The following is a 20293-nucleotide window of genomic DNA, read 5'->3' as shown; positions in this document are numbered from 1 at the left end:
ACGTCTCGGCAATATATACCGAGGCGCGATCGAAGCTAGGCGACTGACTTGCTGTTCACGGAATTTTTGCTGATTTCGTCGAGGGTTGCGAGAACCTTCATGATGTCCTGCGAAGAGCAGTAATAATAAATATTCTGAGCATCTCTTCGCACCTGAACCAACCTGGCGCTTCTGAATTTTGCAAGATGTTGTGACAATGCAGACTGGCTGAGTCCGACCTCACTCGCCAGGTCGTTGACGCCCCATTCTGCCTTCGTAATGAGACCCATGACTTTGAGGCGGCTGGGATTTGCGAGTAGGGCGAGGAATTCTGCCGCCTTATCAGCATCGAACTTCATAGGTTCGTCCATCGAACAGTCCTCCCACGATCATGTGTCAGAAGATGCCGCTCATCACAATTGACGAAAAGCGATGTTCAATACCTGCTGGTTATATTAAGTTACGATATATAGTCGAGTTTTACAATGGACGTTGGGGAGGGCGTGGAATTGGAGCAAATGGAGCGAACAAAGGTTCTTACGTCAGAAATAGCCGGTCTTTTGTCTGATGTTCGGGAAAATATCGGTCTGAGTCGGAAGCTCTTGCAGGATGCGCCGAAACATCCACCCCCGCGCGAAACTGTCAGGCTCGTAATCCCGGAGATCGGCTTTTTCACATGGTTCGTTGCAGGCAACCTGTTTCATGGAGACAGCTTGTTTGCAGACCTGCACGGGATGGAGGTGGAAGACTTAGCGGCTGGGGTGGGCGTGGAGGCGCTGATCGGCCATATGACGGAGCGGGACCAGCCCTGCATCGCTGAAGGTTTCTATCAGGCCATTAAAACGGGAGAACGATGCTGTCTCGAGTACTCTACTTGTCCGGATGGAATGCACCGAAACGTAGTTCTTGCTGGGTGCTGTTTAAGGAATGAACAAGGTCTGGCATCGTTCTTTTGCGGAATAGTCTTCGAGAAAAAAGCGTCTTTGATTGTCGATGATTCGGAGCCATTTCGAGCTTACTGCGATGCAGCTCTCTCATTGGCCCACGAGAGAGGAAATCTGCTCGCGGCCCGCTATCTTAGATCCGCGATTCATACGACCGCCTCCCCTCAAGGATAGGTCCGCCTTATCTCGTTCATGCGATGACACTTGGCTTGAGTTTGACGACTTGTGCACGGGGGGCTTAGGGCTCAATACTGTCGAAATGTCAAACGGAAGCGCGAGCTGCTGCGATGAGCCGGCCGATTTCCGAAAACACAGGCTTCGATACGACAACGTGCATCATCTCGAGTTCAGCAAGCACCCCTGATCTCTCATAGCGTTTTGATAGGCTAGCCTCTATTTCATCCAAAATGGGCAGCGCATTTCTCCCTAGCATTTTGACAAGGGCGGAAAGCGCTTCTTCAGCCACTGCGGCCGCCCCGATATGGGCTGCGATTAGATGACTTACCTGACGTTGATGTTCGTCCATCCCGTTCTCTCATAGTTGGCTTTCGTAGCGCCTGTCAGGGCCAGAAACGACTAGTGCACGCTAGGTGAAGTGATGTCATCGAAACGGCTTAGCGGCGAGCTCGTACGGAGCTGTATCTGAGAGCTGGCCCCATTTGTCATCCCAGACGGCGCCTTCACTGAGGAAGACGACCACGCTGGAATAGGTCTCTGGCTTTTGCATAAGCCAGTTCCCCGCGAGTGAGAGGGCCTCCGGCGTCGAGTGATAGGCTGACCGTGGCTCCAAATTGACCGATCGAATTCGAGCAGTACCGTCCGATTGGACCTCGACCATAACCAAGCCATCCATTAACTCGCTGGCTTTGGTGATGTCCCGGTAGATCATTCGTCCCTCCTCATGTAGATCACAGATGGGGGAAAAGGCCAATGGTCGGGTTGGCAACGATGATTGCAACCTATCTCGATTTCACACAGCTGTTCACAGGGAGTGTGTGGTGTCGACGGACGACGCCAAATCCGCGACCTATGCTACCCGGATGATGGCGCTGAGGCCTGCCAGAGGAAGCGAACACTATTGACGAGCTGCAGGTTCGCCGGTTGTCGGAACAGGATCGAAATCGTCAGCTCACCCGCAGGAAAAGGTCTGGAGGCCTTGAAACCAGCCCGCCGGTGTCACTTGAGCGTCAACAGTTGCTCATGGACGGTTCCCGGAGATGGCTAGCGGTCCCATGCGGCGTGGCTGTTGCTTGACGAAGCACGCATTCTTGACAGGCTACAAACTAGCCAATTGACGTGCGTTCGCCTACCGACAGGCCAGGCTGTTTGCGCTGGCCATCGGGCACGGCAAGTAAAAAGTCTTGGCGAGGTGCTCTTCGGCTACTCCCAAAAAGTCTCGGAACAGGAGGTCGATCAACGCGATCGCGGGATGTTTCGCATTCTCTGGGAATGGACAGCGCTTCTCGGTTATGATCTCGGGTTATCGCCAGTCGCACCCAGTGCGCAGCCCACTAAGCTTCTGTAATTTACGGACCTTTGAATTTTAGGTTGGTTTGGACTTGCGCGTCGAAGGTTCGGCTTCCGTCAAGAGCTTAAGAACATCTCGAGTTCATTGACGTGGAAACTCAGAGCCTCAACTATTCGCAAAATCGCGGGCTGCCTGAATGAAAGCACTAAAGGCAGCCGGTGGGTTCTTCCTGCCAGGATAATATAGAGCCAGCGGCACCAAGAGCGGGGTCCAGTCCTCAAGAACTCGCACCAGTCGCCCGGCCGCAATGTCCTCGCACACATCCGCCTCCATAACGTAGCCGAGCCCAATGCCATTCTGAGCCGCTATTCTGACCAGGCTCGACTCGTCGAGCGTCATCGCGCCCTGCACGTCGATCTGGACAGCGTTTCCGTCCTTCTCAAATTTCCATCTGAACAAGGCATTGTTGGGAAGGCGTGCGCGGATACACCGAAACCTGTACAGGTCGGCCGGAACAATTGGCGTGCCGTGCGTGCGCAGAAAGTCCGGCGAAGCAACCACGGCATTACTGCGCTTTCGACCGAGTGGCACGGCGATCATGTCGTTCGGCACCAGATCGGCAGGCCTCAGGCCCAGGTCGAACCCGGCGGCGACGATGTCGACGAGCCGCCCCTCGGTGACCAGGTCGATGTGTACCTGCGGATAGCGCTGTAGAAAAGGCAGGATCAGCGGCTCCATCACCTCCCGTGCCGCGGTGGCAAATGCGTTGATCCGCAATGTACCGATCGGGATCTCCTGCAATGACTGAGCCGCGAGCATGGCATCGTGGATATCGGTCATTGCCGGTCCGATCCGCTCGACGAATGTCGTGCCGGCGACGGTGAGCGAGACGCTTCGCGTCGTCCGATTGAACAGCCGAATGCCCAGGTTCTTTTCAAGCTTTGCGATAGAGTTGCTCAGCGCTGTCGTAGACATGCCGAGCTCGAGCGATGCAGCCCGAAACGAACCGTGACGAGCGATGCTCAGGACAGCATCCAGATCGGTGAGAACAGACCTCGTCATTGTCCCTCTTTTCGTGATGTCTCATCCCATTTTGTCCCGCTTATCGCGTCAATCAGACTGAATTAAGTTACGTCCTATCGACCCAAAAGGGGCCGAAAGCCTCAGTCGGCGGAGACTGGAAACTTGCTTGGAGAACCAGGATGACTGTCAAATTACCGAAGGCTATCGAAGCCTATTTCGAGGCCGACCGGACGGGCAGCCCGAATGCAATCGCTGATACATTTACCGAAAACGGCGTCGTCAAGGATAAGGGCCTGACCCACAAAGGTCGTGATGCCATCCGTGCCTGGATGGCTGATGAAGCTCAGCAATACAGCTACACGGTGGAACCGTTCCTCATGGTCACCGAGAGCGCGAAAACCCAAGTCACGGCCCATGCCGCGGGCGATTTCCCGGGTAGCCCGATTGACCTGCGGTTCCTTTTTGTCCTCGCGGGCGACAAGGTTGCCGAGCTGGAGATCACCGTATGACCCCCTTCCTCACACTGCAGGGGCGTCGAGCCCTGATCACCGGCGGCACCTCGGGCGCCGGCGCTGCCACGGTGGCGCTCTTCCAGCAGCTTGGCGCCCATGTTCTCACGACTGCCCGCAAACAGCCGGCGGATTTATCCGGTGCGGCATTCGTCGAAGCCGACTTGACCACCGGGGCAGGGGTTCAAGCTGTCGTCGATGCGGTGCACCAGGAACTTGGTGGGCTCGATATCCTTGTGAATGTGTTGGGCGGATCTTCTGCTCCTTCAGGCGGATTTGCTGCGCTAACCGACGAGGAGTGGGAAAAGGAGTTTGACCTCAACTTCTTCCCGGCGGTCAGGCTCGATCGCGCTCTAATACCCGGGATGGTCGCTCAGGGAAGTGGTGTCGTCATCCATGTGACCTCGATCCAAAACCGTCTGCCACTACCGGAGGCGACGACCGGCTACGCCTCGGCCAAGGGGGCTCTCAACACCTATAGCAAAAGCATCTCCAAGGAGGTGTCTCCAAAGGGGATACGAGTGGTGCGCGTTTCTCCCGGCTGGATCGCCGATCCGGGAGCCAATGGTCTAGCCCTGCGCATAGCCGAGGAAGCCGGCATTGAATACGACGCCGCGGTGCAGGTGATCATGAATTCGCTCGGAGGCATACCGCTGGGACGACCAGCAGCGCCGGAGGAAGTTGCCGACCTGATCGCGTTCCTTGCATCAGATCGAGCATCGTCCATTACCGGCACAGAGCATGTGATTGACGGGGGGACGGTTCCGACCGCTTGAACACTCGGCAATGCAGCGGCCAACCGCCAACATCATCAGCTGAAGCGACTAACGCAGACCAAGCTGGTCGATTGTAAGTTGGTGCCGCGGGTCGATCTGAGCCCCTGCAGCTATCGTAAGATCAGGCAGGTGCGTCCCACCCGCCGATCTGGGAGTAGATCGCGTTGCGGAGATGGCGGACATCACGGTTCAGAGCCGCCAGTTCTTTTGGCGTCTGGGTCGAGGCCGCGAGCAGAGTGTCGCTGAGACAGCCTGCCTTGTGCTGCAAGGCACGGCCTTCGTCGGTCAGGGCGATGACGACCTGCCGCTCGTTGCTCAGGTTTCGTGTCCTACGCAGAAGACCGGACGTCTCGAGGCGCTTCAATAGCGGGGTCAGTGTGCTGGATTCCAATGCAAGGGCGTGGGCAATGGCGCCGACCGTTTGTCCATCCTGGCTCCATAGGACGTTGAGGACGAGATATTGCGGGTATGTCAGGCCCAGTTCATCGAGGAGGGGCTTGTAGGCGCGCTGGATCGCAATGCCGGCCGTGTAGATCGCGTAGCAAAGCTGGTCGTGCAAGGGCGGCGGATCATTGTGGCGTGTGGTCATTCTGAACTCCTGTCCGTGTCAAATGTAACGAACGAAACGACGAAAAACAATATCGCGATAATAATTATTTTGACGCGCAACAGAAAGCATGACAGCATAAAGATATCGCGATAAACCTTATCGCAATTTAAAAGAGGAGAAAGTCATGACAACCAAGACCACCGTCGCTGCACTTGCAGCCGCAGCCTCCCTGTCTGCCGCATTGCCGGCAAACTCCGCCGACATCATCCCTCAGGATCAGTCCGTCAGAAACGTCGTCCTCGTTCATGGCGCCTTTGCGGACGGCTCCGGCTGGAAGGGTGTTTACGATAATCTGACTAAGCGCGGTTATCGCGTGACCATCGTTCAGAACCCGCTGACATCTCTCGCTGACGACGTTGCCGCGACTAGCCGCGCGCTTGAGCGTCAGGATGGTCCCGTCATTCTTGCCGGGCATTCCTGGGGCGGCACGGTCATCACTGAAGCCGGTATCGATCAGAAGGTTGCTGGCCTCGTCTATGTCTCCGCGCTTTCTCCAGATGCCGGCGAAACGACGGCTCAGCAATACGAGGGCTTTGCTCCCGCGTCGGAGTTCGTCATCGAAACCACGAAGGATGGTTTTGGTTATGTCAGCCCGGAAAAGTTCAAGGCCGGATTTGCGCATGACGTCAGCGATGCGGATGTCGCTTTCATGAGGGATGCACAGGTTCCGATCAATATGTCGGCCTTCGGCACGAAGCTCGAACATGCCGCCTGGCGCTCGAAGCCCAGTTGGGCTGTCATCGCCACCGAGGACAGGGCATTCGATCAGGCGATGCTGATCCATATGGCCGAGCGCATCAAGGCAAAAATCACCAAAGTGTCAGCAAGTCACGCCCTGTTCATGACCCAGCCGGAGGTCGTGGCCGATACCATCGATCAGGCCGCCAAGGCCGTCTCGACGAAGAAGTAATGCGAAGTGCAGCGTCATCGGGGCGGCCAGTCTGTCCCGGTGACGATACGCAGTACCTGCCTGGTCAGAACAGGCGGACTAGGCCGCCCTTTAGAGGACGCTGATTTCGGGCTGAGCCTCAACGGCTGCCCTCATAGTTCCGCAATTCAAGAATTTGAGCGCAATCCATTCACGGAGGTAATCACGTGACGCTGAATACTCATGACCAAAATCCAAGTGAACGTAGGGCAAATACCGAGCGGGAGGTTGATGATGTCTTCGACTTCATCGTTTGCGGCGCAGGATCCAGCGGGTCCGTTGTCGCAGCACGTCTGGCGGAGGATGGAAACGCACGCGTTCTTCTTCTCGAGGCTGGTGGAGATGATGTGGATGAAGCTGTCACCAACCCTGCGCTATGGCCACTCAATCTCGGCTCAAGTCGGGATTGGGGCTTTGTTGGACAGCCGGCACCTGGCCTGAATGGGCGACGTCTCCCGCTCAGCATGGGCAAGGGGCTCGGCGGCGGTTCGAGTATCAATGTCATGGTGTGGGCGAGGGGGCATAAAGAGGACTGGGATCACTTTGCCTCAGAGGCCGGTGACGACGCCTGGGGCTATGAGTCGATCCTGGGTTACTACCGGCGGATCGAAAACTGGCAGGGCGCCCCTGATCCCTCCCGCCGCGGCGCGGGAGGGCCGGCCTATGTCGCGCAGCCACAGTCACCTCAGCCTGTTGCTGAAGCTCTGTTGAGTGCCGCGTCCACGATCGGCATTCCAGTCTACGATACCCCAAACGGCGAGATGATGGAGTCCGCAGGCGGTGCCTCGATCGCTGAACTTCGGATCCGCGACGGGAAGCGGGAGACGGTGTTCGAGTCCTATATGCGCCCGCTTATATCTCAGCCAAACCTCACGGTGTTGACTGGGGCGTTGGTTACGCGCCTGATATTCGAAGGCCAGCGCGTGATCGGGGTCGAAGTGCTTCTCGAAGGCAAGAAACACCAGTTCATGGCGCGCTGCGAGACCGTTCTTTCGCTCGGAGCAATCAACACACCGAAAGTCCTGATGCAATCGGGCATCGGCCCGGAAGAGGAACTGCGATCACACGGTATCGCCGTCGTTCAACACCTGCCCGGTGTCGGTCGCAATCATCAGGATCATCTCGCCGTCGGCTGCACCTGGGCGTACCGAAAACCAGAAGCCGTTGGCGGTAGCGGTTGCGAAGCAAAACTCTACTGGAAGAGCGACTCGCGTCTCGCCCAGCCGGACATTCTCCAGTGCCAGCTTGAGTTTGCTGTTGCGTCGCCGATCGAAACGGGTCTCGAAACGCGGATCATGGCTGGACGATGTTCAACGGCCTTGCACAACCGAAGAGCCGTGGTCGGCTGCAGCTCTCCGGTCCGGATTTCGATGATCCTATCTTGATTGAACCAAATTCACTGAGCGAGCCGGAAGACATGGCTGCCGCCTTGGCCGCAGTGGAATTGTGCCGCGAGCTTGGGAACAGCGATGGTTTCAAGCCTTTGGCGACGGGCGAAGCGGCTCCGGGTGCACGCAATAGATCGGGGATGATCGACTTCATCCGGCGTTCTGCTGTCACCTACTGGCACCAGTCCTGCACCGCCAAGATGGGGCGCGATAGCATGTCGGTAGTCGATCACGAGCTCAAGGTTCACGGGATCGAAGGCCTGCGCATCGCGGATTCTTCGATCATGCCGCGGATCACGACCGGCAATACGATGGCGCCTTGCGTTGTCATCGGAGAGCGTGCGGCCGATCTGATCCGGAACATGTACGGTCTCGAAGCCGCCGGCGAAAATCAGGCTCTGGTCAACTGAACGTCGCTGTAGAACTCGGTGGCTGGCTTCCGCCAGCCGCCGCTGATCGATTATGTAAAGCGGTCCAAATCAACGAAGTTCGATGATAACAACGGGTCGTCGGTTCGAATCCGCTCAAGAGCGAAGGCGCGCGCCGGGCAAATGGCTTAAACTTCCGTGGAGTTCCGCTGGTGGCTTTCACCTCCCGGGGGGAGCTGCGCGCCGTCGTTTGCCGTTCCTGAGAGCGGTCATCATTCTCGGCGAAGTATCGTAGGTTTCGCGCCATAAGTAGACGCTCTGCTCCTGTATAGAGCGCTCTGGTGGTTAGGTCAGATCGTGGAGCTCTTTGCCCAAAGCCCGCCCCAATTGCCACCCACTAAATTTCACCTCCAAACCTGCACGCTCTGGAGTGCAGCACATTGGGCCAACTAGGTAATAATCCGCTTCTGGGAATGGACAGAGGCGGACCAGTGGCCAAGCCTGTCCATCGTGTGAGGCTTGTATTCTCATAACGCCACTCTGGACTGTCACCCTGATCCAAAAATCTGATGGGTCGCCGTCATATCGCCCCGTTGCCCAGTCGGAGGTTCCATTAGTCAGCACACTGCCGAGCAAGCCATATCCGTCCGAGAACTCGATTCCGGTCTTGACCCATCGTCTTTCGTCGAGCCTGACCATGAGGCCAGCTTGGTCGTAAAGATGGTTGAAATGTGCCTGGATCCGAACCTGGGCGGTGAAATCGCGTTGGGCCTGGAATGCGTAGAAGTGGCCGCTGTCGCGCACAAAGCCATAGTGTGTCTCTCGCCAAAAGTCCGTGTTGGCGTCGGTCGTTACGGAAAGTTCAGTATTCGAAGCTTCTGCTTTTGTGGGCTCATTGAGCCACCGTCCATTTTCAAGACTCTGCAACGGTGTCTCCTTATGACGACTAGCGGACTTGCTCAGCACATCCCCTGCAAAGCGGTTAGTTCCTAGAGAGCCCAATTGCTGCCAACAGGCAAGCTCTGAGAAGGCATCTTACGCTCTGGGCGGCCAAGGCGGTCTGAACCGCCGCGAGCAACTTGAAAGCGGGCTTCGTGTCGACGGGAGTTTGTCCCGTTCGCGGTATGAGCGGCGGCTGAGTCGGTCGGCCTCAAATTTTGGAAGAGGGCACGCCAGACCATAGCCTCGGATGTCGGTTAAGGGTCTTCGTCATCGCGCCATGGCGAAACAACGGGAACACTTCGATCATGACCGAAGCTTCTGGTCGTTGAGCCTGCGATAAGGGCTAATGACCAATGGAACGCTTTCATGACATCTAAAGCCTCATCATTTTTCGGCTGGCATGTGGTCGCTGCCACTTTCCTCGTCGCTATGTTTGGCTGGGGGGTCGGTTTTTACGGACCGCCCATCTATTTGCAGATGGTGGTTCAGCGGACTGGATGGCCCTTCGCGCTCGTATCCGCCGCTGTCACGCTGCATTTTCTCATTGGAGCGGTCGTCGTCGCAAACCTGCCTCGACTTTATCGGCGTTGGGGCGTTCCAGTGACAACGTCTGCCGGTGCGGTTGTGCTTGCCATCGGTGTCGGCGGGTGGTCACTGGCCAGCCATCCTTGGCACCTTTTTGCAGCTGCTCTTCTGAGTGGGGCAGGTTGGGTTGCCATGGGAGCTGCGGCGGTGAATGCAATTATCGCTCCATGGTTTGTCCGCAAACGTCCGGCAGCACTGTCCATGGCATACAATGGAGCGAGCGTGGGTGGCGTAGTTTTTTCGCCCTTGTGGGTCGTTCTCATCGCTTGGAGCGGGTTTTCACAGGCTGCGATGATTGTCGGGATTTCCATGACCGCCACAGTCGCGGTCCTGTCTGCTCTGGTGTTTTCCAAATCGCCAGAAGCCTTGAGGCAGTCTCCAGACGGAGCGAAGTCAAACCAAGTGCAGACGATGGCAGCGTCTTCGCCGGCTCCATCCCTGGCACGCGGTTTGCTGTGGCGCGATCGTCGCTTCATAACGCTCTCAGCGAGTATGGCCGCCGGACTGTTTGCGCAGATAGGACTGTTGGCACATATGTTTTCGATCGTTGTTCCTTTCTTTGGTCCGCAAGGCGCGGGCGTACTGATGGGTGGCGCAACCGCTGCTGCAGTTGCGGGGCGCACTGGCATGGGCTGGTTTATGCCGGTTTCGGCGGACCGCCGTCTTATCGCTTCCGCAAGTTACGGCGTCCAGGTCATCGGCTCCGTCACGCTTCTGCTGGCAGGTGGAGACCATGCGGCTGCAATGATAGCCGGGGTCCTCCTTTTCGGCCTGGGCATTGGCAACGCTACGTCGCTCCCGCCTCTCATCGCACAGGTGGAATTTGACAAGGCCGATGTTTCACGAGTCGTGCCGCTGATCGTGGCTCTTAGTCAAGCGACGTATGCCCTTGCACCCGCCGTGTTCGGCATCGTCAGGACAATCTCCGAACCTGGCGTTTTTATACTGGCGGCGGCGATCCAACTTGTTGCGGTAGCGACCTTTGTTTACGGCCGCCAAAAATGACCGATTCGAGTCCAGTCCCGACCCCGGCGGCAAGAACCCTAATGTTCGTTTCTCTGTCAACGTGCCCTGGGAACGCGCGGTCGGCAATCTGGCTCAGATCGGTCGTTCTCCATACGGCGTACCGGCGTTTTCCGCTAAGCAGCTTCCGTGCGTTAGTTCTCGCATAACAGGGTCGGAAGTTCGAATCCTATCAAGACGTAAGACCTGCAGTAGCAGTGAATAGCTTAGCGGCTGCAGCAGGACGGCGCTGTCAATGCGGCATAATGGTGCCATTCGTTAGTGTCGTTTAGCGCGGCAGTAAGTGCTTGCGGCACCACCACCGACAACTACCTTGAATAAGGCACCAATGAGTGCCCGCTGCCTCTAAGTCGGCACGGGACAGTTTGGTCCCCGAAAAAGTAGCTTCAGGCCATCCGTCCAGATGCCGTAAGCCGGATCTTATGCGGGTATAATCAGCCAAGTTTTTCAGCTGACAAACGGATATCCAAATCCAGCAATAATTTGGATTTTCGATATTTTTTTATGCTAATTCACTCATATAGATTCGGGCGGGAAATGGCTAATCGATGAGTACAGGTGCGGGATTGTGGAAATGCTCGAACCAATGCGACAGCAACCAGCGTTTTAGCCGCCTTTCACTGGTTCAAATGCTCATTTCGTTCGTCGTGGCATTGTTAGCTGTCGGTGCGACTGGCTTTTCGCCCGCCTACGCTTTGTCTGCCGCATGCAGCACCTTGAATAACCAGAGTGGGACGACGTCGTACACCGGCCGATTTGCGGCTTCTGCCTTTGACACGGGCGAAACGATCACTGTGTCGTTTACTGATAACGGGACGGATCCCAAAACTAATCAAACTGCTTCTGCTAATATTCGACTTTCGACTTACGACCTTGCCGCAGTTTATGTCTACTCAAGTTATTCAGGCTCTCAAGGACAGCAGTCCGGCACCAACAACTCTCTAAGTACCTCAGGGCTTTATATTGCTTTGAACGCACGGACCTACCTCAGCGCTTTCTCCATCGTTTGCTCGGGCCAGCTATCCACACCAAGTGTGATATCTGTGAACCCCAACGCTGGCACGACGGCCGGCGGTACTTTGGTAACGATCACCGGGACCAACTTTACCGGTGCGACAGGCGTGACCTTCGGTGGGACGGCTGCGACCAGTTATACGGTCAACAGCGCCACCTCGGTCACCGCGGCAACCCCAGCGCACGCTGCAGGCTCCGTCGATGTCGTGGTGACCACGGCTAACGGAACGGCAACGCTTTCTAGCGGATATAGCTATACGGCGGCGAACCTGAGCCTGATGCCTCCTTCTGGAGCACTAAACTCAGGCACCGTCGGCACGGTCTTTTCTCAGACCATTACGGTTTCAGGTGGGAGCTTGCCCTATTCCTACTCTGTCAATTCAGGTGCGCTTCCAGCGGGCGTGACGCTCAACACTGCGACTGGTGCCATCGTCGGGACGCCGACGACGGCTGGCAGCTACAGCTTTGCTGTCACAGCAACGGATGCAAACAACACTGCAGCATCGGCAAGTTATACGCTGGCCATAGCTGCCATATCGGTGCCACTCACAGTCTCGCCGAGCTCGGGCGCTTTGACAACCGGGACAGTTGGAACGGCTTACAGCGAGGCCGTTTCGGTTTCGGGGGGTACATCACCCTATAGCTATGCCGTAACCTCCGGATCGCTTCCTGCGGGTCTGGCGCTGAATACCTCAACAGGGGTGATCTCAGGCACCCCGACGACAGGTGGATACGCCGCCTTCACTGTGGCGGCCACCGATGCCAACAGCGCAACGGGCAGTGCGAGCTATACGCTCGCCATTGCAGCCGTGGTTCCCGGCGCTCCAACGATCGGGGCAGCAACGGCAGGCGATGGCGGGGCGACTGTGTCCTTCACCGCACCGTCCGCCAATGGCGGAGCCGCGATCACCGGATATACCTTCACGGCCAGCCCCGGCGGCGCAACCGCGACCGGTGCGGCGAGCCCGATCACAGTGACCGGCCTGACCAATGGCACGGCCTATACCTTCACCGTCGTCGCTACCAACAGCGTCGGTTCAAGCGCCGCATCCGCTGCATCCAATTCGGTGACCCCGGCGGCGGCCGTTCAGCTTCCTGTTGCCAACAATGTCAGCGCGACGGTTGCGGCCAATTCGTTGGCCAATCCGATTGCCCTCAACATTACCGGTGGCGCTGCAAACTCTGTTGCCATCGCATCGAACCCCGCCCACGGCACGGCGAGCATCGCCGGAACATCGATCACCTACACGCCGACGGCTGGTTACTCCGGAGCTGACAGTTTCACTTATACCGCGACCAACACGGCCGGAACCTCGACGGCCGCAACTGTCAGCATCACGGTATCGGCCCCAACCTTTGCCTTCTCGCCAGCGGCTGGCACGCTGACGGGCGCAACGGTCGGAACGGCTTACAGCCAGACTGTTGCAGCCTCCGGGGGCGCTTCGCCCTACACTTATGCCGTAAGTTCCGGATCGCTTCCTGCGGGCCTGACGCTGGATATGTCGACAGGGGTGATCTCCGGCACACTGACGACGGCTGGAAACGCAAGCTTCACCGTGACGGCAACCGATGCCAACAATGCAGCAGGCAGTTCGGCCTATGCGCTCGCAGTGACGTCGCAAGCTGTAACACTCACCGTCTCGCCAGCATCTGGTGCCTTGACGTCTGGAACAGTCGGAACCGCCTATTCCGGCTCCGTCAGTGCAACGGGTGGGACCGCACCTTACACCTATGACGCTACCGGACTGCCGGCGGGCCTTACTCTCAACGCCTCAACCGGTACGATATCTGGTACTCCGACGGCAGCTGGCAATTCCTCTGTCGTGGTAACGGTCAACGATAGCAGCACTCCGGCCAATACCGGTGATGCGAATTACACACTGGCGATCGCGGCTGCTCCGGCGGTTTCCTTCACCTTCTCCCCCTCCGGCGGTGCGCTGACGGAGGCGATGGCTGGCGAAGACTATAGTCAGGCCATCTCAGCCACAGGCGGCGCAGCGCCGCTGATCTACAGCCTCTCGTCTGGAAGTTTACCGAACGGCGTGGTTCTCAATGTCTCGACAGGTGAACTCACTGGCCCGCTGGCCGCTGGATCCGAAGGAGACTACAGCTTTACCATCCAGGCGCGCGACAACAACGGTGATATAGGCACGGCTAGCTATACCTTGAAAGTTGCGCCTCGTGCCGTCACCGTCGATGACAAGGTCGTATCGGTTCCAGCTGGCTCTTCACCTGCAAACGTCAATCTGGCGGGAGGGGCGACAGGGGGGCCCTTTGTTTCAGGCGATCTGACGTTTGTGGAGCCAGCAAACGCCGGCACGGTCAGTATCGTCAATGGCGAGTTTGCCCAAGCAGGTGGCCCAACGCCGACCGGCTGGTACCTGAAGTTCATTCCCAACCCTGCATATGCGGGTCAGGTCCGCATCGGCTTCCGTCTCACCAGCGCGCTCGGAGTCTCAAATACTGGCACGGTCACCTACAATATTGGCTTTAGCCCAACTCAGGTCGCCGAGGATATCGACAATCTGGTGCGTGGTTTCGTGCAGACACGGCAAAACATGATAGCCTCGTCCATCAAGGTTCCCGGCCTGATGGAACGACGCCGTATGGCAACAGCAACCGATCCGGTCACGGCCCGCATGATGCCATCTGCAGAGGGTATGACACTCGGCTTCTCTACCAGCCTTGCACAGTTGGAGTCTGCAAGAGATGCCGTCGATGGTGGGGCAGGGGGATACTTCTCTTCGTTCAACATCTGGATCGATGGAACCTTCTTCGCCCATAATCGCGAGGAAAACGGAAACAAGTGGGGTAACTTTGCAATGGTTTCCGCCGGGGCGGATTACCTGTTTTCCGATAAGGCGCTGCTAGGAGTCTCTTTCCACTACGACCGGATGACGGATCCAACCAATGAGGATACGACCCTGACCGGCAACGGCTGGCTCGCCGGCCCCTACGCTTCATTCGAAATTGGCAAGAATGTCTTCTGGGATACGAGTCTGCTTTACGGCGGCTCTGCCAACGATATCGATACCCGGTTCTGGGACGGCACATTCGATACCAGTCGCTGGCTGTTCGACACCTCCATCAAGGGGCAGTGGAACCTTGATGAGGTCACGGTGCTCACGCCCAAGCTTCGTGCGGTCTACATGTCGGAAACGGTTGACGATTATTCCGTTACGAACGGCGCGGGTGATATCCTTGATCTCGACGGCTTCACCAGCGAGCAATTACGCGCCAGCCTTGGTGCAGAAATATCGCGGCAGGTCACGCTGGACAACGACCTCGTGTTGACACCGAAGATCGGCGCCACAGCTGGCTTCTCTGGGATGGATGGCGCCGGTGCATTCGCGCAGGTGTCCGCCGGATTGTCGATGCAGACGAGCCAGGAGTTCGATGTCGATTTCGGCTTGCTGTTCAACATCGAAGGCGATGGCGAGCAATCGGCTGGTGCAAGAGTGGGAATCAGTGGGCGGTTCTAGAAGGGTGCCATGCGTCCGAGCGACGACCACTGCTCAACCGTGCGGCGAGCTGTGCTTACCGTACGCTTGCCGCGACACCAAAATTCAGAGGGCAATCCTTCTCAACAATCATCGTGCTGCGTCAGTTTCTTCGCACAGACTGCTTGAGCTAGATACTTCGGCTGAATCAAAGGAACAACGCATTGACCTGCCTACATTTTTTAGCACGCAAATAAACAGGTCGACGGTTCAGATCCTATCAAGAACTTCTACACTCGAACTTTTTTCGATCGCAATATCCTGAACAGGCCGATCTGTTTAGTGCTCCATAAGTGGTTAGGCAGCCTCGTTAACATTCCCGATTGCTAGTTGCTGCATAATCTCTCCAGCACTCTGTGGTCTCCCAAATAGGTAGCCCTGTCCTTCCTCACATTGCAATTCGGCGAGAATCCGCCGCTCTTCTTCGTTCTCAATACCTTCAGCGACAAGCTTCAGCCCGAGGCCCTGAGCGAGAGAGATTACTGCTTTTACGATCAGAAGAGACTGATGGTCGGTCGTCAGCTTGCGGACAAAGGACTGGTCTATCTTCAGCTTGTCCAACGGGAAACCAGACATATAGCTGAGGGATGAATAGCCGGTACCGAAATCGTCAAGCGCGATGCAAACGCCGAGACTTCTCAACTGTGAAATGACGCCCAATAAACGCTCTGTTCCGTCCAAGAAAGCGGATTCGGTGATCTCAAGGTGAAGGCGGTGGGCGGCCAGCCCGCTTTCTGCCAAAGCTCTTTTCACCTCAGCCACCATATCTGTCTTGGCAAACTGAATGGGGGAGACGTTAACTGCCACGGTCATATGAGGTGGCCATGTCATCGCCGTTGCGCAGGCATTTTGAAGCGCCCATGTGCCCAAGTCGCACACGACACCACTGCTCTCGGCAACGGGGATAAACTCACCCGGCGAAACCAAGCCAAAATCTGGATGCCTCCACCGCATGAGTGCCTCGGCCCCTACCATCCGCCCCGTGGCGAGATCGACCTGCGGCTGATATGCAAGAAAGAATTCATCCCTCCTCAGGCTCGAGCGCATCGCCTGTTCGAGCTTTCTGGCTCGAAGTTGATCCTGGGCACGTTTTTCATCGTAGACGATCCAGTTGGAATTGGGGTTAGACCTCGCGTCGATAAGTGCTGCTTCGGCGTGGTCCACAGCGGACGCGGCCGGAAGCCTAATGTCGTCGAACAATGCAATGCCCAGACGAGCGTCAACGTAGATTTCGGACCCATCGGCTTCAAAAGGAAGCGCGAACTGTCTCAGGACGGCTTCCGCTTGAATCTCGTGGAAGTCCCGAGTGGGCAGGCTCAGTGACATCGCAAAGCAATCACCATCGACACGGCCCAAATGCGAGACGCGCGAGACGCTGGACAAGCGGCCAGCGATTGCACGCAGCAGCTGGTCGCATGCTGGGCGGCCCAGAGTCGCACTGAGCTCAGGAAATCTGTGCAGTCCAACAGCGACGACAACCTGCGGTTCGATCATGGACTGAAGGCGATTGATGAATTCTCGACGGCTGAGCAGCCCGGTTAATTCATCGACCTGGGAAATTCGAAGGAGGTCCGCTTCGTACTTTCGACGGACGGTAACGTCTCGAGCGATGACGCTTCCCATAAACCCGTAGATTTGCTCGCCCCTATCGTCGAGACGTTCTGAACGAGAAATTGTAATTGATGCTTCAAAACGGGCCTCGAAGCCGCCGCGAACCACTTCGAAGTCCGCGGAAACCGAGTAGGTGGGCGAGTGGCCTGCTCTGAAACGATGGACGGCCTCCTCGACATGCCGCATCAACGCGCTTGGAATAGTATGACGGTGGTCGTCACCTTCCTCATGCTCTAAGTCGAGGTCATCAGCAGACGCACTCCGATCGAGAACGCGAAGGTTTTCATCGAAAACGAGGACGACGTCGTTGCTGTCCGCGATTATGGACTGAAGTGTGTTTTTTGAAGTTTGAAAGTCAGCAACGGCGATCCGGCTCCGGACGTGGGCGAAATTACTTCTCTCGCTGAGGGCGAGCAAGACAGAGAGCCCGACAAGTAACCAACTGTTTGCTGTTCGCAGTGCATAGGCATCATTGGCTTGCACAATGAATGCAATGGTTTCCATTGCTGAGATGATTATGACGGCAGTCGCGAAAAAAGCGACGGGACGATACACTTTGAAAGCTACAGCTAGCCCTATGAGCGCCGCTGCGAGGATCAATTCTGGTACTGTCTGATCGACGCCCGAACCCAATCGATGCTGCAAAATCGTTTCGGTCGCCAGGATATGGATCAGGGGGCCCGCCAGAGGACCGTACATTGGTACTGGGTAGACATCCTTCAGTTCAGTAGCGTAAGCGCCGACAACCACCGCTTTATCGGCGAAAACGCTCGGTGGAACCTTTCCATCTATTAGCTCAGAGGCAGAAAAAGTGGGGATTGTTGAAGGGTCGATGGAATAATCTATGAGATAGGTACCAGCGGTGTCGTCGACTTGTGCCAAGACGGCAGGTACGGACTGCGTCACCCTTCCGTCCAATCGGTCGGCCATTTTGAATGTCGTTATCAGCCCACTTTCCGCAAGTTCAACGTTAGCGAACGCGAGCCAAGCATTTGAGGCGAGGGCGGGGATAGGCCTTGTTACGCTTGTAGACGATCCGGGTACGGCGCTTTCGTGTTGCCGGAATACGGGCAACACAGTGCCTCCGCCGGCAGCAATGAGTGATAGCCTGAGCTTCTCATCTTCCTTGGCGGACGACGGGTTGCTGAAGTCAATATCGAGAAAAACGTCACGAGCACCCGCCGCTGTCAGTCGATCGATGATCTCCGAGTGAATGCCTCGTGGCCAAGGCCAGACGCCGACCGCATCAAGACTTTTCTTATCGATTGCCACGAAGACAACGTCGCCACTCGCCGGCCGTTGCAAAGCTTTGAAACGAAGGCTGGCAATGACATTGTCGACGTAATCGGTGAACGGCTTTACGGCCGTCCAAACTGGCACGGCGCACATAAGAGCGACTAACGCGGCGCGAACAGCGAGTGACGTTTGTACTTTTCTCCAAAAACCCATCACGTCCCCCTAGACACCCGATAGCGACTTTAGTCGTTCCCGTTCCCGTTCCCGTTCCCGTTCCCGTTGCCGTTGCCGTTGCCGTTTCCGTTGCCGTTTCCGTTGCCGTTGCCGTTGCCGTTGCCGTTGCCGTTGCCGTTGCCGTTGCCGTTGCCGTTTCCGTTGCCGTTTCCGTTTCCGTTGCCGTTGCCGTTTCCGTTGCCGTTGCCGTTTCCGTTGCCGTTGCCGTTGCCGTTTCCGTTGCCGTTGCCGTTGCCGTTGCCGTTGCCGTTTCCGTTGCCGTTTCCGTTGCCGTTTCCGTTTCCGTTGCCGTTGCCGTTGCCGTTTCCGTTGCCGTTTCCGTTGCCGTTGCCGTTGCCGTTTCCGTTGCCGTTGCCGTTGCCGTTTCCGTTCCCATTGCCGTTCCCGGCACCATCGTCACTGCTTCCGCTCTTCGAATGGCCAGCACTGTCGGCGCGATTGCTGTTCGTCGAGCCAGACGTCGTAGAGTTTTTTCCAGCGGCCGTGGACTGCGGTTGGCCGTTGAGCGCTGTTGCGCCAACAGCCCGCACGCTAGCCACTGATGGTTCCACGGCACTAATAGAGGGCTTTGAAACAGCCCCGGCGACCGTCATCCCTTTCACCCCATCTACTGCGGCACGTTGACCAGGCCCCAACGACGAGCGTTGACCACTGGCGAATGAACTCACTTGAACGAGGCCACGCGTTACAGAAACGCTCGCAGTTGTCTTTGTGACTGACACGCGAAACGCTGTACCTTTGACGACAGCGGCAAGGTACGGCGTCTGGACTGTCGTATGAGGCCTGCTGCGCTTCTCGATTTCGAGGTCGAGAGTACCGGTCTGTTGGCGAACCTCGGTGGTCTTTTGAAAAAAACCGGAGGTGGTAATGCTTGCCAACGTGTTCGGCTGAAAGGAAACAGACTCCACGCCTCGAGAGAGCTGGACCCTTCCCTTTGGTCCTGTGGAAACCCAAGCCTTATTCGGAATTACATCGCCGACTCTGACTGCGAGCCAAGTTTTCGAATCGGTCGTGTAGTTCACCTGTCTTGTCGTCATAGTGACTTGCCACTCCGTTGGTGCGGCGTGGACAGATTGTCCCATAGCGAAAAGGAAGCTGAAAAGAATGAAAAAGCGATGCATGTATGGTCCCCCGCGGTCGAAGCAGGGAGCCATAGTTAGATTAACAGCTGTTGAATTAGCTCTTTCGAGAAGACGCTAGCCTTAACAAATCGATAGGAAGTTCAGCCCATAGAGCGGCGAAATTTCCGTGATCAATCCGGGGCACACGCTGACTATGCGGGAACGACAGAGCAGGGCGTTTCTGGATAAGAGGGATACGCTATTTACTGAATGCGTTTACCGCCTCATTTCATGTGAGGGCAGAAGAAGGCACACGATTTTGCCCAATCTCAAGATCGTCGGACGGCACAATGTTTCCGTCAGGGGCATTCGCGTCGAGCCTGTTCTTTTCGCTTTTCTTTTTGTTGGTGCTTGCAGGCCGCGTTCCTCGCCCCTGAAGCCTCTCAGATTTTTTCTCGGCCACGCTGTCTAGGGCCTGCTGGACCCGATCATTTCGAATCTCTCTTACCATTTGCAATTCCTAGATGGACACACGGCCAAGCGCGTGGTCGGTCGGCACCGAGGCCTATATCGTCTTCGGCAAGAGGAGCGATGTCGCGAAATTAGCCCATTGTTGCCCGTTAATACTCGCGCAGACACTTTGACCGGTCTAACGTCGTAACGCCGCAGGAGTTGAGAGGAGATCGAAATGCCCGCTAAATGCTCGGGAGTTATCTGTACGCTACCGCACAGCTCAAGAGCCAGTTTCAACTCGAGGCTTCCTGAGATTTCAGATAGTCTCCATGCAGGCTCGATTCGAAGACTGTCGCAGCAGACAACGTTCGCGAATGAAACGCGACGATAATGAGGATCGGAAATGAATTTCGACATGGAAGCCCTGATTGATTGGCAGCAGCTTGGAATGAACGCCCGTGTGCTGGGCCTGTCTAAGGGTGATAATCCCATAGCGGCTCGTATCGCGAACGCGAGCTGTTTACTCGAAAAGGATTCCTGGTTGCAAAAAGCAGAAGCCTGGATATTTGGCTGGAATATCGAAAACGCCGCACGCGCATTTTCTGAAAAGGTGTCCATGGCCGCGTCTACGTAAGCCCCGG

16 protein-coding genes and 1 pseudogene are annotated in these 20293 nt (G+C 56.7%); 8 read left to right on the top strand and 9 right to left on the bottom strand.

Going from position 1 to position 20293, the window contains the following annotated elements:
• Window positions 1-35 precede the first annotated feature (35 nt).
• Complete coding sequence (locus tag AAIH70_RS25900) at window positions 36-350, bottom strand: ArsR/SmtB family transcription factor (protein WP_430036508.1); 315 nt, start codon at window positions 348-350, stop codon at window positions 36-38.
• Window positions 351-464: 114 nt separating this feature from the next.
• Between AAIH70_RS25900 and AAIH70_RS25895 the strand changes: the two genes are divergently transcribed.
• Window positions 465-1097: a hypothetical protein gene (locus AAIH70_RS25895; RefSeq protein WP_430036506.1), complete on the top strand. Its 633-nt coding sequence runs from the start codon at window positions 465-467 to the stop codon at window positions 1095-1097.
• An 88-nt stretch (window positions 1098-1185) separates the two neighbouring features.
• Here the strand turns inward: AAIH70_RS25895 and AAIH70_RS25890 are convergent, their stop codons facing one another.
• From AAIH70_RS25890 to AAIH70_RS25880, 3 genes are all read right to left on the bottom strand, one after another.
• The gene (locus AAIH70_RS25890; protein WP_430036504.1) at window positions 1186-1449 is read right to left on the bottom strand and encodes a hypothetical protein; all 264 of its coding nucleotides are present in this window, start codon (window positions 1447-1449) and stop codon (window positions 1186-1188) included.
• 75 nt (window positions 1450-1524) lie between these two features.
• Window positions 1525-1812: a hypothetical protein gene (locus AAIH70_RS25885; protein WP_430036502.1), complete on the bottom strand. Its 288-nt coding sequence runs from the start codon at window positions 1810-1812 to the stop codon at window positions 1525-1527.
• Window positions 1813-2556: 744 nt separating this feature from the next.
• A complete protein-coding gene (locus AAIH70_RS25880; protein WP_430036500.1) occupies window positions 2557-3453 on the bottom strand; it encodes a LysR family transcriptional regulator in 897 nt (298 codons plus the stop codon).
• A 140-nt stretch (window positions 3454-3593) separates the two neighbouring features.
• Between AAIH70_RS25880 and AAIH70_RS25875 the strand changes: the two genes are divergently transcribed.
• Window positions 3594-3923: a nuclear transport factor 2 family protein gene (locus tag AAIH70_RS25875; RefSeq protein ID WP_430036498.1), complete on the top strand. Its 330-nt coding sequence runs from the start codon at window positions 3594-3596 to the stop codon at window positions 3921-3923.
• A complete protein-coding gene (locus tag AAIH70_RS25870; protein WP_430036496.1) occupies window positions 3920-4699 on the top strand; it encodes an SDR family oxidoreductase in 780 nt (259 codons plus the stop codon). The genes AAIH70_RS25875 and AAIH70_RS25870 overlap by 4 nt, the downstream gene beginning before the upstream one ends.
• Window positions 4700-4820: 121 nt before the next feature.
• Here AAIH70_RS25870 and AAIH70_RS25865 read toward each other — a convergent pair whose 3' ends face one another.
• Window positions 4821-5288 carry a MarR family winged helix-turn-helix transcriptional regulator gene (locus AAIH70_RS25865; protein ID WP_430036494.1) on the bottom strand — a complete coding sequence of 156 codons (468 nt, stop codon included), beginning with the start codon at window positions 5286-5288 and terminating at the stop codon, window positions 4821-4823.
• Window positions 5289-5433: 145 nt separating this feature from the next.
• Between AAIH70_RS25865 and AAIH70_RS25860 the strand changes: the two genes are divergently transcribed.
• The gene (locus tag AAIH70_RS25860) at window positions 5434-6219 is read left to right on the top strand and encodes an alpha/beta fold hydrolase (RefSeq protein ID WP_430036492.1); all 786 of its coding nucleotides are present in this window, start codon (window positions 5434-5436) and stop codon (window positions 6217-6219) included.
• A gap of 185 nt (window positions 6220-6404) precedes the next feature.
• Window positions 6405-8035 (top strand): annotated as a pseudogene (locus tag AAIH70_RS25855) (GMC family oxidoreductase).
• Between the two features lie 303 nt (window positions 8036-8338).
• On the opposite strand, the gene AAIH70_RS25850 reads toward AAIH70_RS25855, so the two are convergent.
• Window positions 8339-8920, bottom strand: coding sequence for a DUF1349 domain-containing protein (locus AAIH70_RS25850; RefSeq protein WP_430036490.1), 582 nt, complete (start codon window positions 8918-8920; stop codon window positions 8339-8341).
• A 381-nt stretch (window positions 8921-9301) separates the two neighbouring features.
• Between AAIH70_RS25850 and AAIH70_RS25845 the strand changes: the two genes are divergently transcribed.
• Window positions 9302-10525, top strand: a complete 1224-nt coding sequence (locus AAIH70_RS25845) for an MFS transporter (protein WP_430036488.1) — start codon at window positions 9302-9304, stop codon at window positions 10523-10525.
• 566 nt (window positions 10526-11091) lie between these two features.
• A complete protein-coding gene (locus tag AAIH70_RS25840) occupies window positions 11092-15039 on the top strand; it encodes a putative Ig domain-containing protein (protein WP_430036485.1) in 3948 nt (1315 codons plus the stop codon).
• Window positions 15040-15354: 315 nt separating this feature from the next.
• Here AAIH70_RS25840 and AAIH70_RS25835 read toward each other — a convergent pair whose 3' ends face one another.
• From AAIH70_RS25835 to AAIH70_RS25825, 3 genes are all read right to left on the bottom strand, one after another.
• On the bottom strand, window positions 15355-18117 hold the full coding sequence (locus AAIH70_RS25835; protein ID WP_430036483.1) for an EAL domain-containing protein: 2763 nt from the start codon (window positions 18115-18117) through the stop codon (window positions 15355-15357).
• A gap of 29 nt (window positions 18118-18146) precedes the next feature.
• The gene (locus AAIH70_RS25830) at window positions 18147-19259 is read right to left on the bottom strand and encodes a FecR domain-containing protein (protein WP_430036481.1); all 1113 of its coding nucleotides are present in this window, start codon (window positions 19257-19259) and stop codon (window positions 18147-18149) included.
• 229 nt (window positions 19260-19488) lie between these two features.
• Window positions 19489-19710 carry a hypothetical protein gene (locus tag AAIH70_RS25825; protein ID WP_132279083.1) on the bottom strand — a complete coding sequence of 74 codons (222 nt, stop codon included), beginning with the start codon at window positions 19708-19710 and terminating at the stop codon, window positions 19489-19491.
• Between the two features lie 345 nt (window positions 19711-20055).
• Here AAIH70_RS25825 and AAIH70_RS25820 point away from each other — a divergent pair, with 345 nt between their 5' ends.
• Window positions 20056-20286, top strand: a complete 231-nt coding sequence (locus tag AAIH70_RS25820) for a CrpP-related protein (RefSeq protein WP_132279086.1) — start codon at window positions 20056-20058, stop codon at window positions 20284-20286.
• Window positions 20287-20293: the final 7 nt, after the last annotated feature.

This window comes from Neorhizobium sp. BT27B (genome assembly GCF_050455485.1).
Taxonomy (GTDB): domain Bacteria; phylum Pseudomonadota; class Alphaproteobacteria; order Rhizobiales; family Rhizobiaceae; genus Neorhizobium.
Note: the sequence above shows the minus strand (reverse complement) of the source record. Positions and strands in the feature narration are given on the sequence as shown.

Excerpts from the sequence above, each read along its gene's own strand:
- AAIH70_RS25865 (WP_430036494.1), bottom strand. The coding sequence starts at position 5,288 with ATGACCACACGCCACAATGATCCGCCGCCCTTGCACGACCAGCTTTGC.
- AAIH70_RS25900 (WP_430036508.1), bottom strand. The coding sequence starts at position 350 with ATGGACGAACCTATGAAGTTCGATGCTGATAAGGCGGCAGAATTCCTC.
- AAIH70_RS25880 (WP_430036500.1), bottom strand. The coding sequence starts at position 3,453 with ATGACGAGGTCTGTTCTCACCGATCTGGATGCTGTCCTGAGCATCGCT.
- AAIH70_RS25840 (WP_430036485.1), top strand. The coding sequence starts at position 11,092 with ATGAGTACAGGTGCGGGATTGTGGAAATGCTCGAACCAATGCGACAGC.
- AAIH70_RS25895 (WP_430036506.1), top strand. The coding sequence starts at position 465 with ATGGACGTTGGGGAGGGCGTGGAATTGGAGCAAATGGAGCGAACAAAG.
- AAIH70_RS25890 (WP_430036504.1), bottom strand. The coding sequence starts at position 1,449 with ATGGACGAACATCAACGTCAGGTAAGTCATCTAATCGCAGCCCATATC.
- AAIH70_RS25860 (WP_430036492.1), top strand. The coding sequence starts at position 5,434 with ATGACAACCAAGACCACCGTCGCTGCACTTGCAGCCGCAGCCTCCCTG.
- AAIH70_RS25835 (WP_430036483.1), bottom strand. The coding sequence starts at position 18,117 with ATGGGTTTTTGGAGAAAAGTACAAACGTCACTCGCTGTTCGCGCCGCG.
- AAIH70_RS25825 (WP_132279083.1), bottom strand. The coding sequence starts at position 19,710 with ATGGTAAGAGAGATTCGAAATGATCGGGTCCAGCAGGCCCTAGACAGC.
- AAIH70_RS25885 (WP_430036502.1), bottom strand. The coding sequence starts at position 1,812 with ATGATCTACCGGGACATCACCAAAGCCAGCGAGTTAATGGATGGCTTG.
- AAIH70_RS25830 (WP_430036481.1), bottom strand. The coding sequence starts at position 19,259 with ATGCATCGCTTTTTCATTCTTTTCAGCTTCCTTTTCGCTATGGGACAA.
- AAIH70_RS25820 (WP_132279086.1), top strand. The coding sequence starts at position 20,056 with ATGAATTTCGACATGGAAGCCCTGATTGATTGGCAGCAGCTTGGAATG.
- AAIH70_RS25845 (WP_430036488.1), top strand. The coding sequence starts at position 9,302 with ATGACATCTAAAGCCTCATCATTTTTCGGCTGGCATGTGGTCGCTGCC.
- AAIH70_RS25875 (WP_430036498.1), top strand. The coding sequence starts at position 3,594 with ATGACTGTCAAATTACCGAAGGCTATCGAAGCCTATTTCGAGGCCGAC.
- AAIH70_RS25870 (WP_430036496.1), top strand. The coding sequence starts at position 3,920 with ATGACCCCCTTCCTCACACTGCAGGGGCGTCGAGCCCTGATCACCGGC.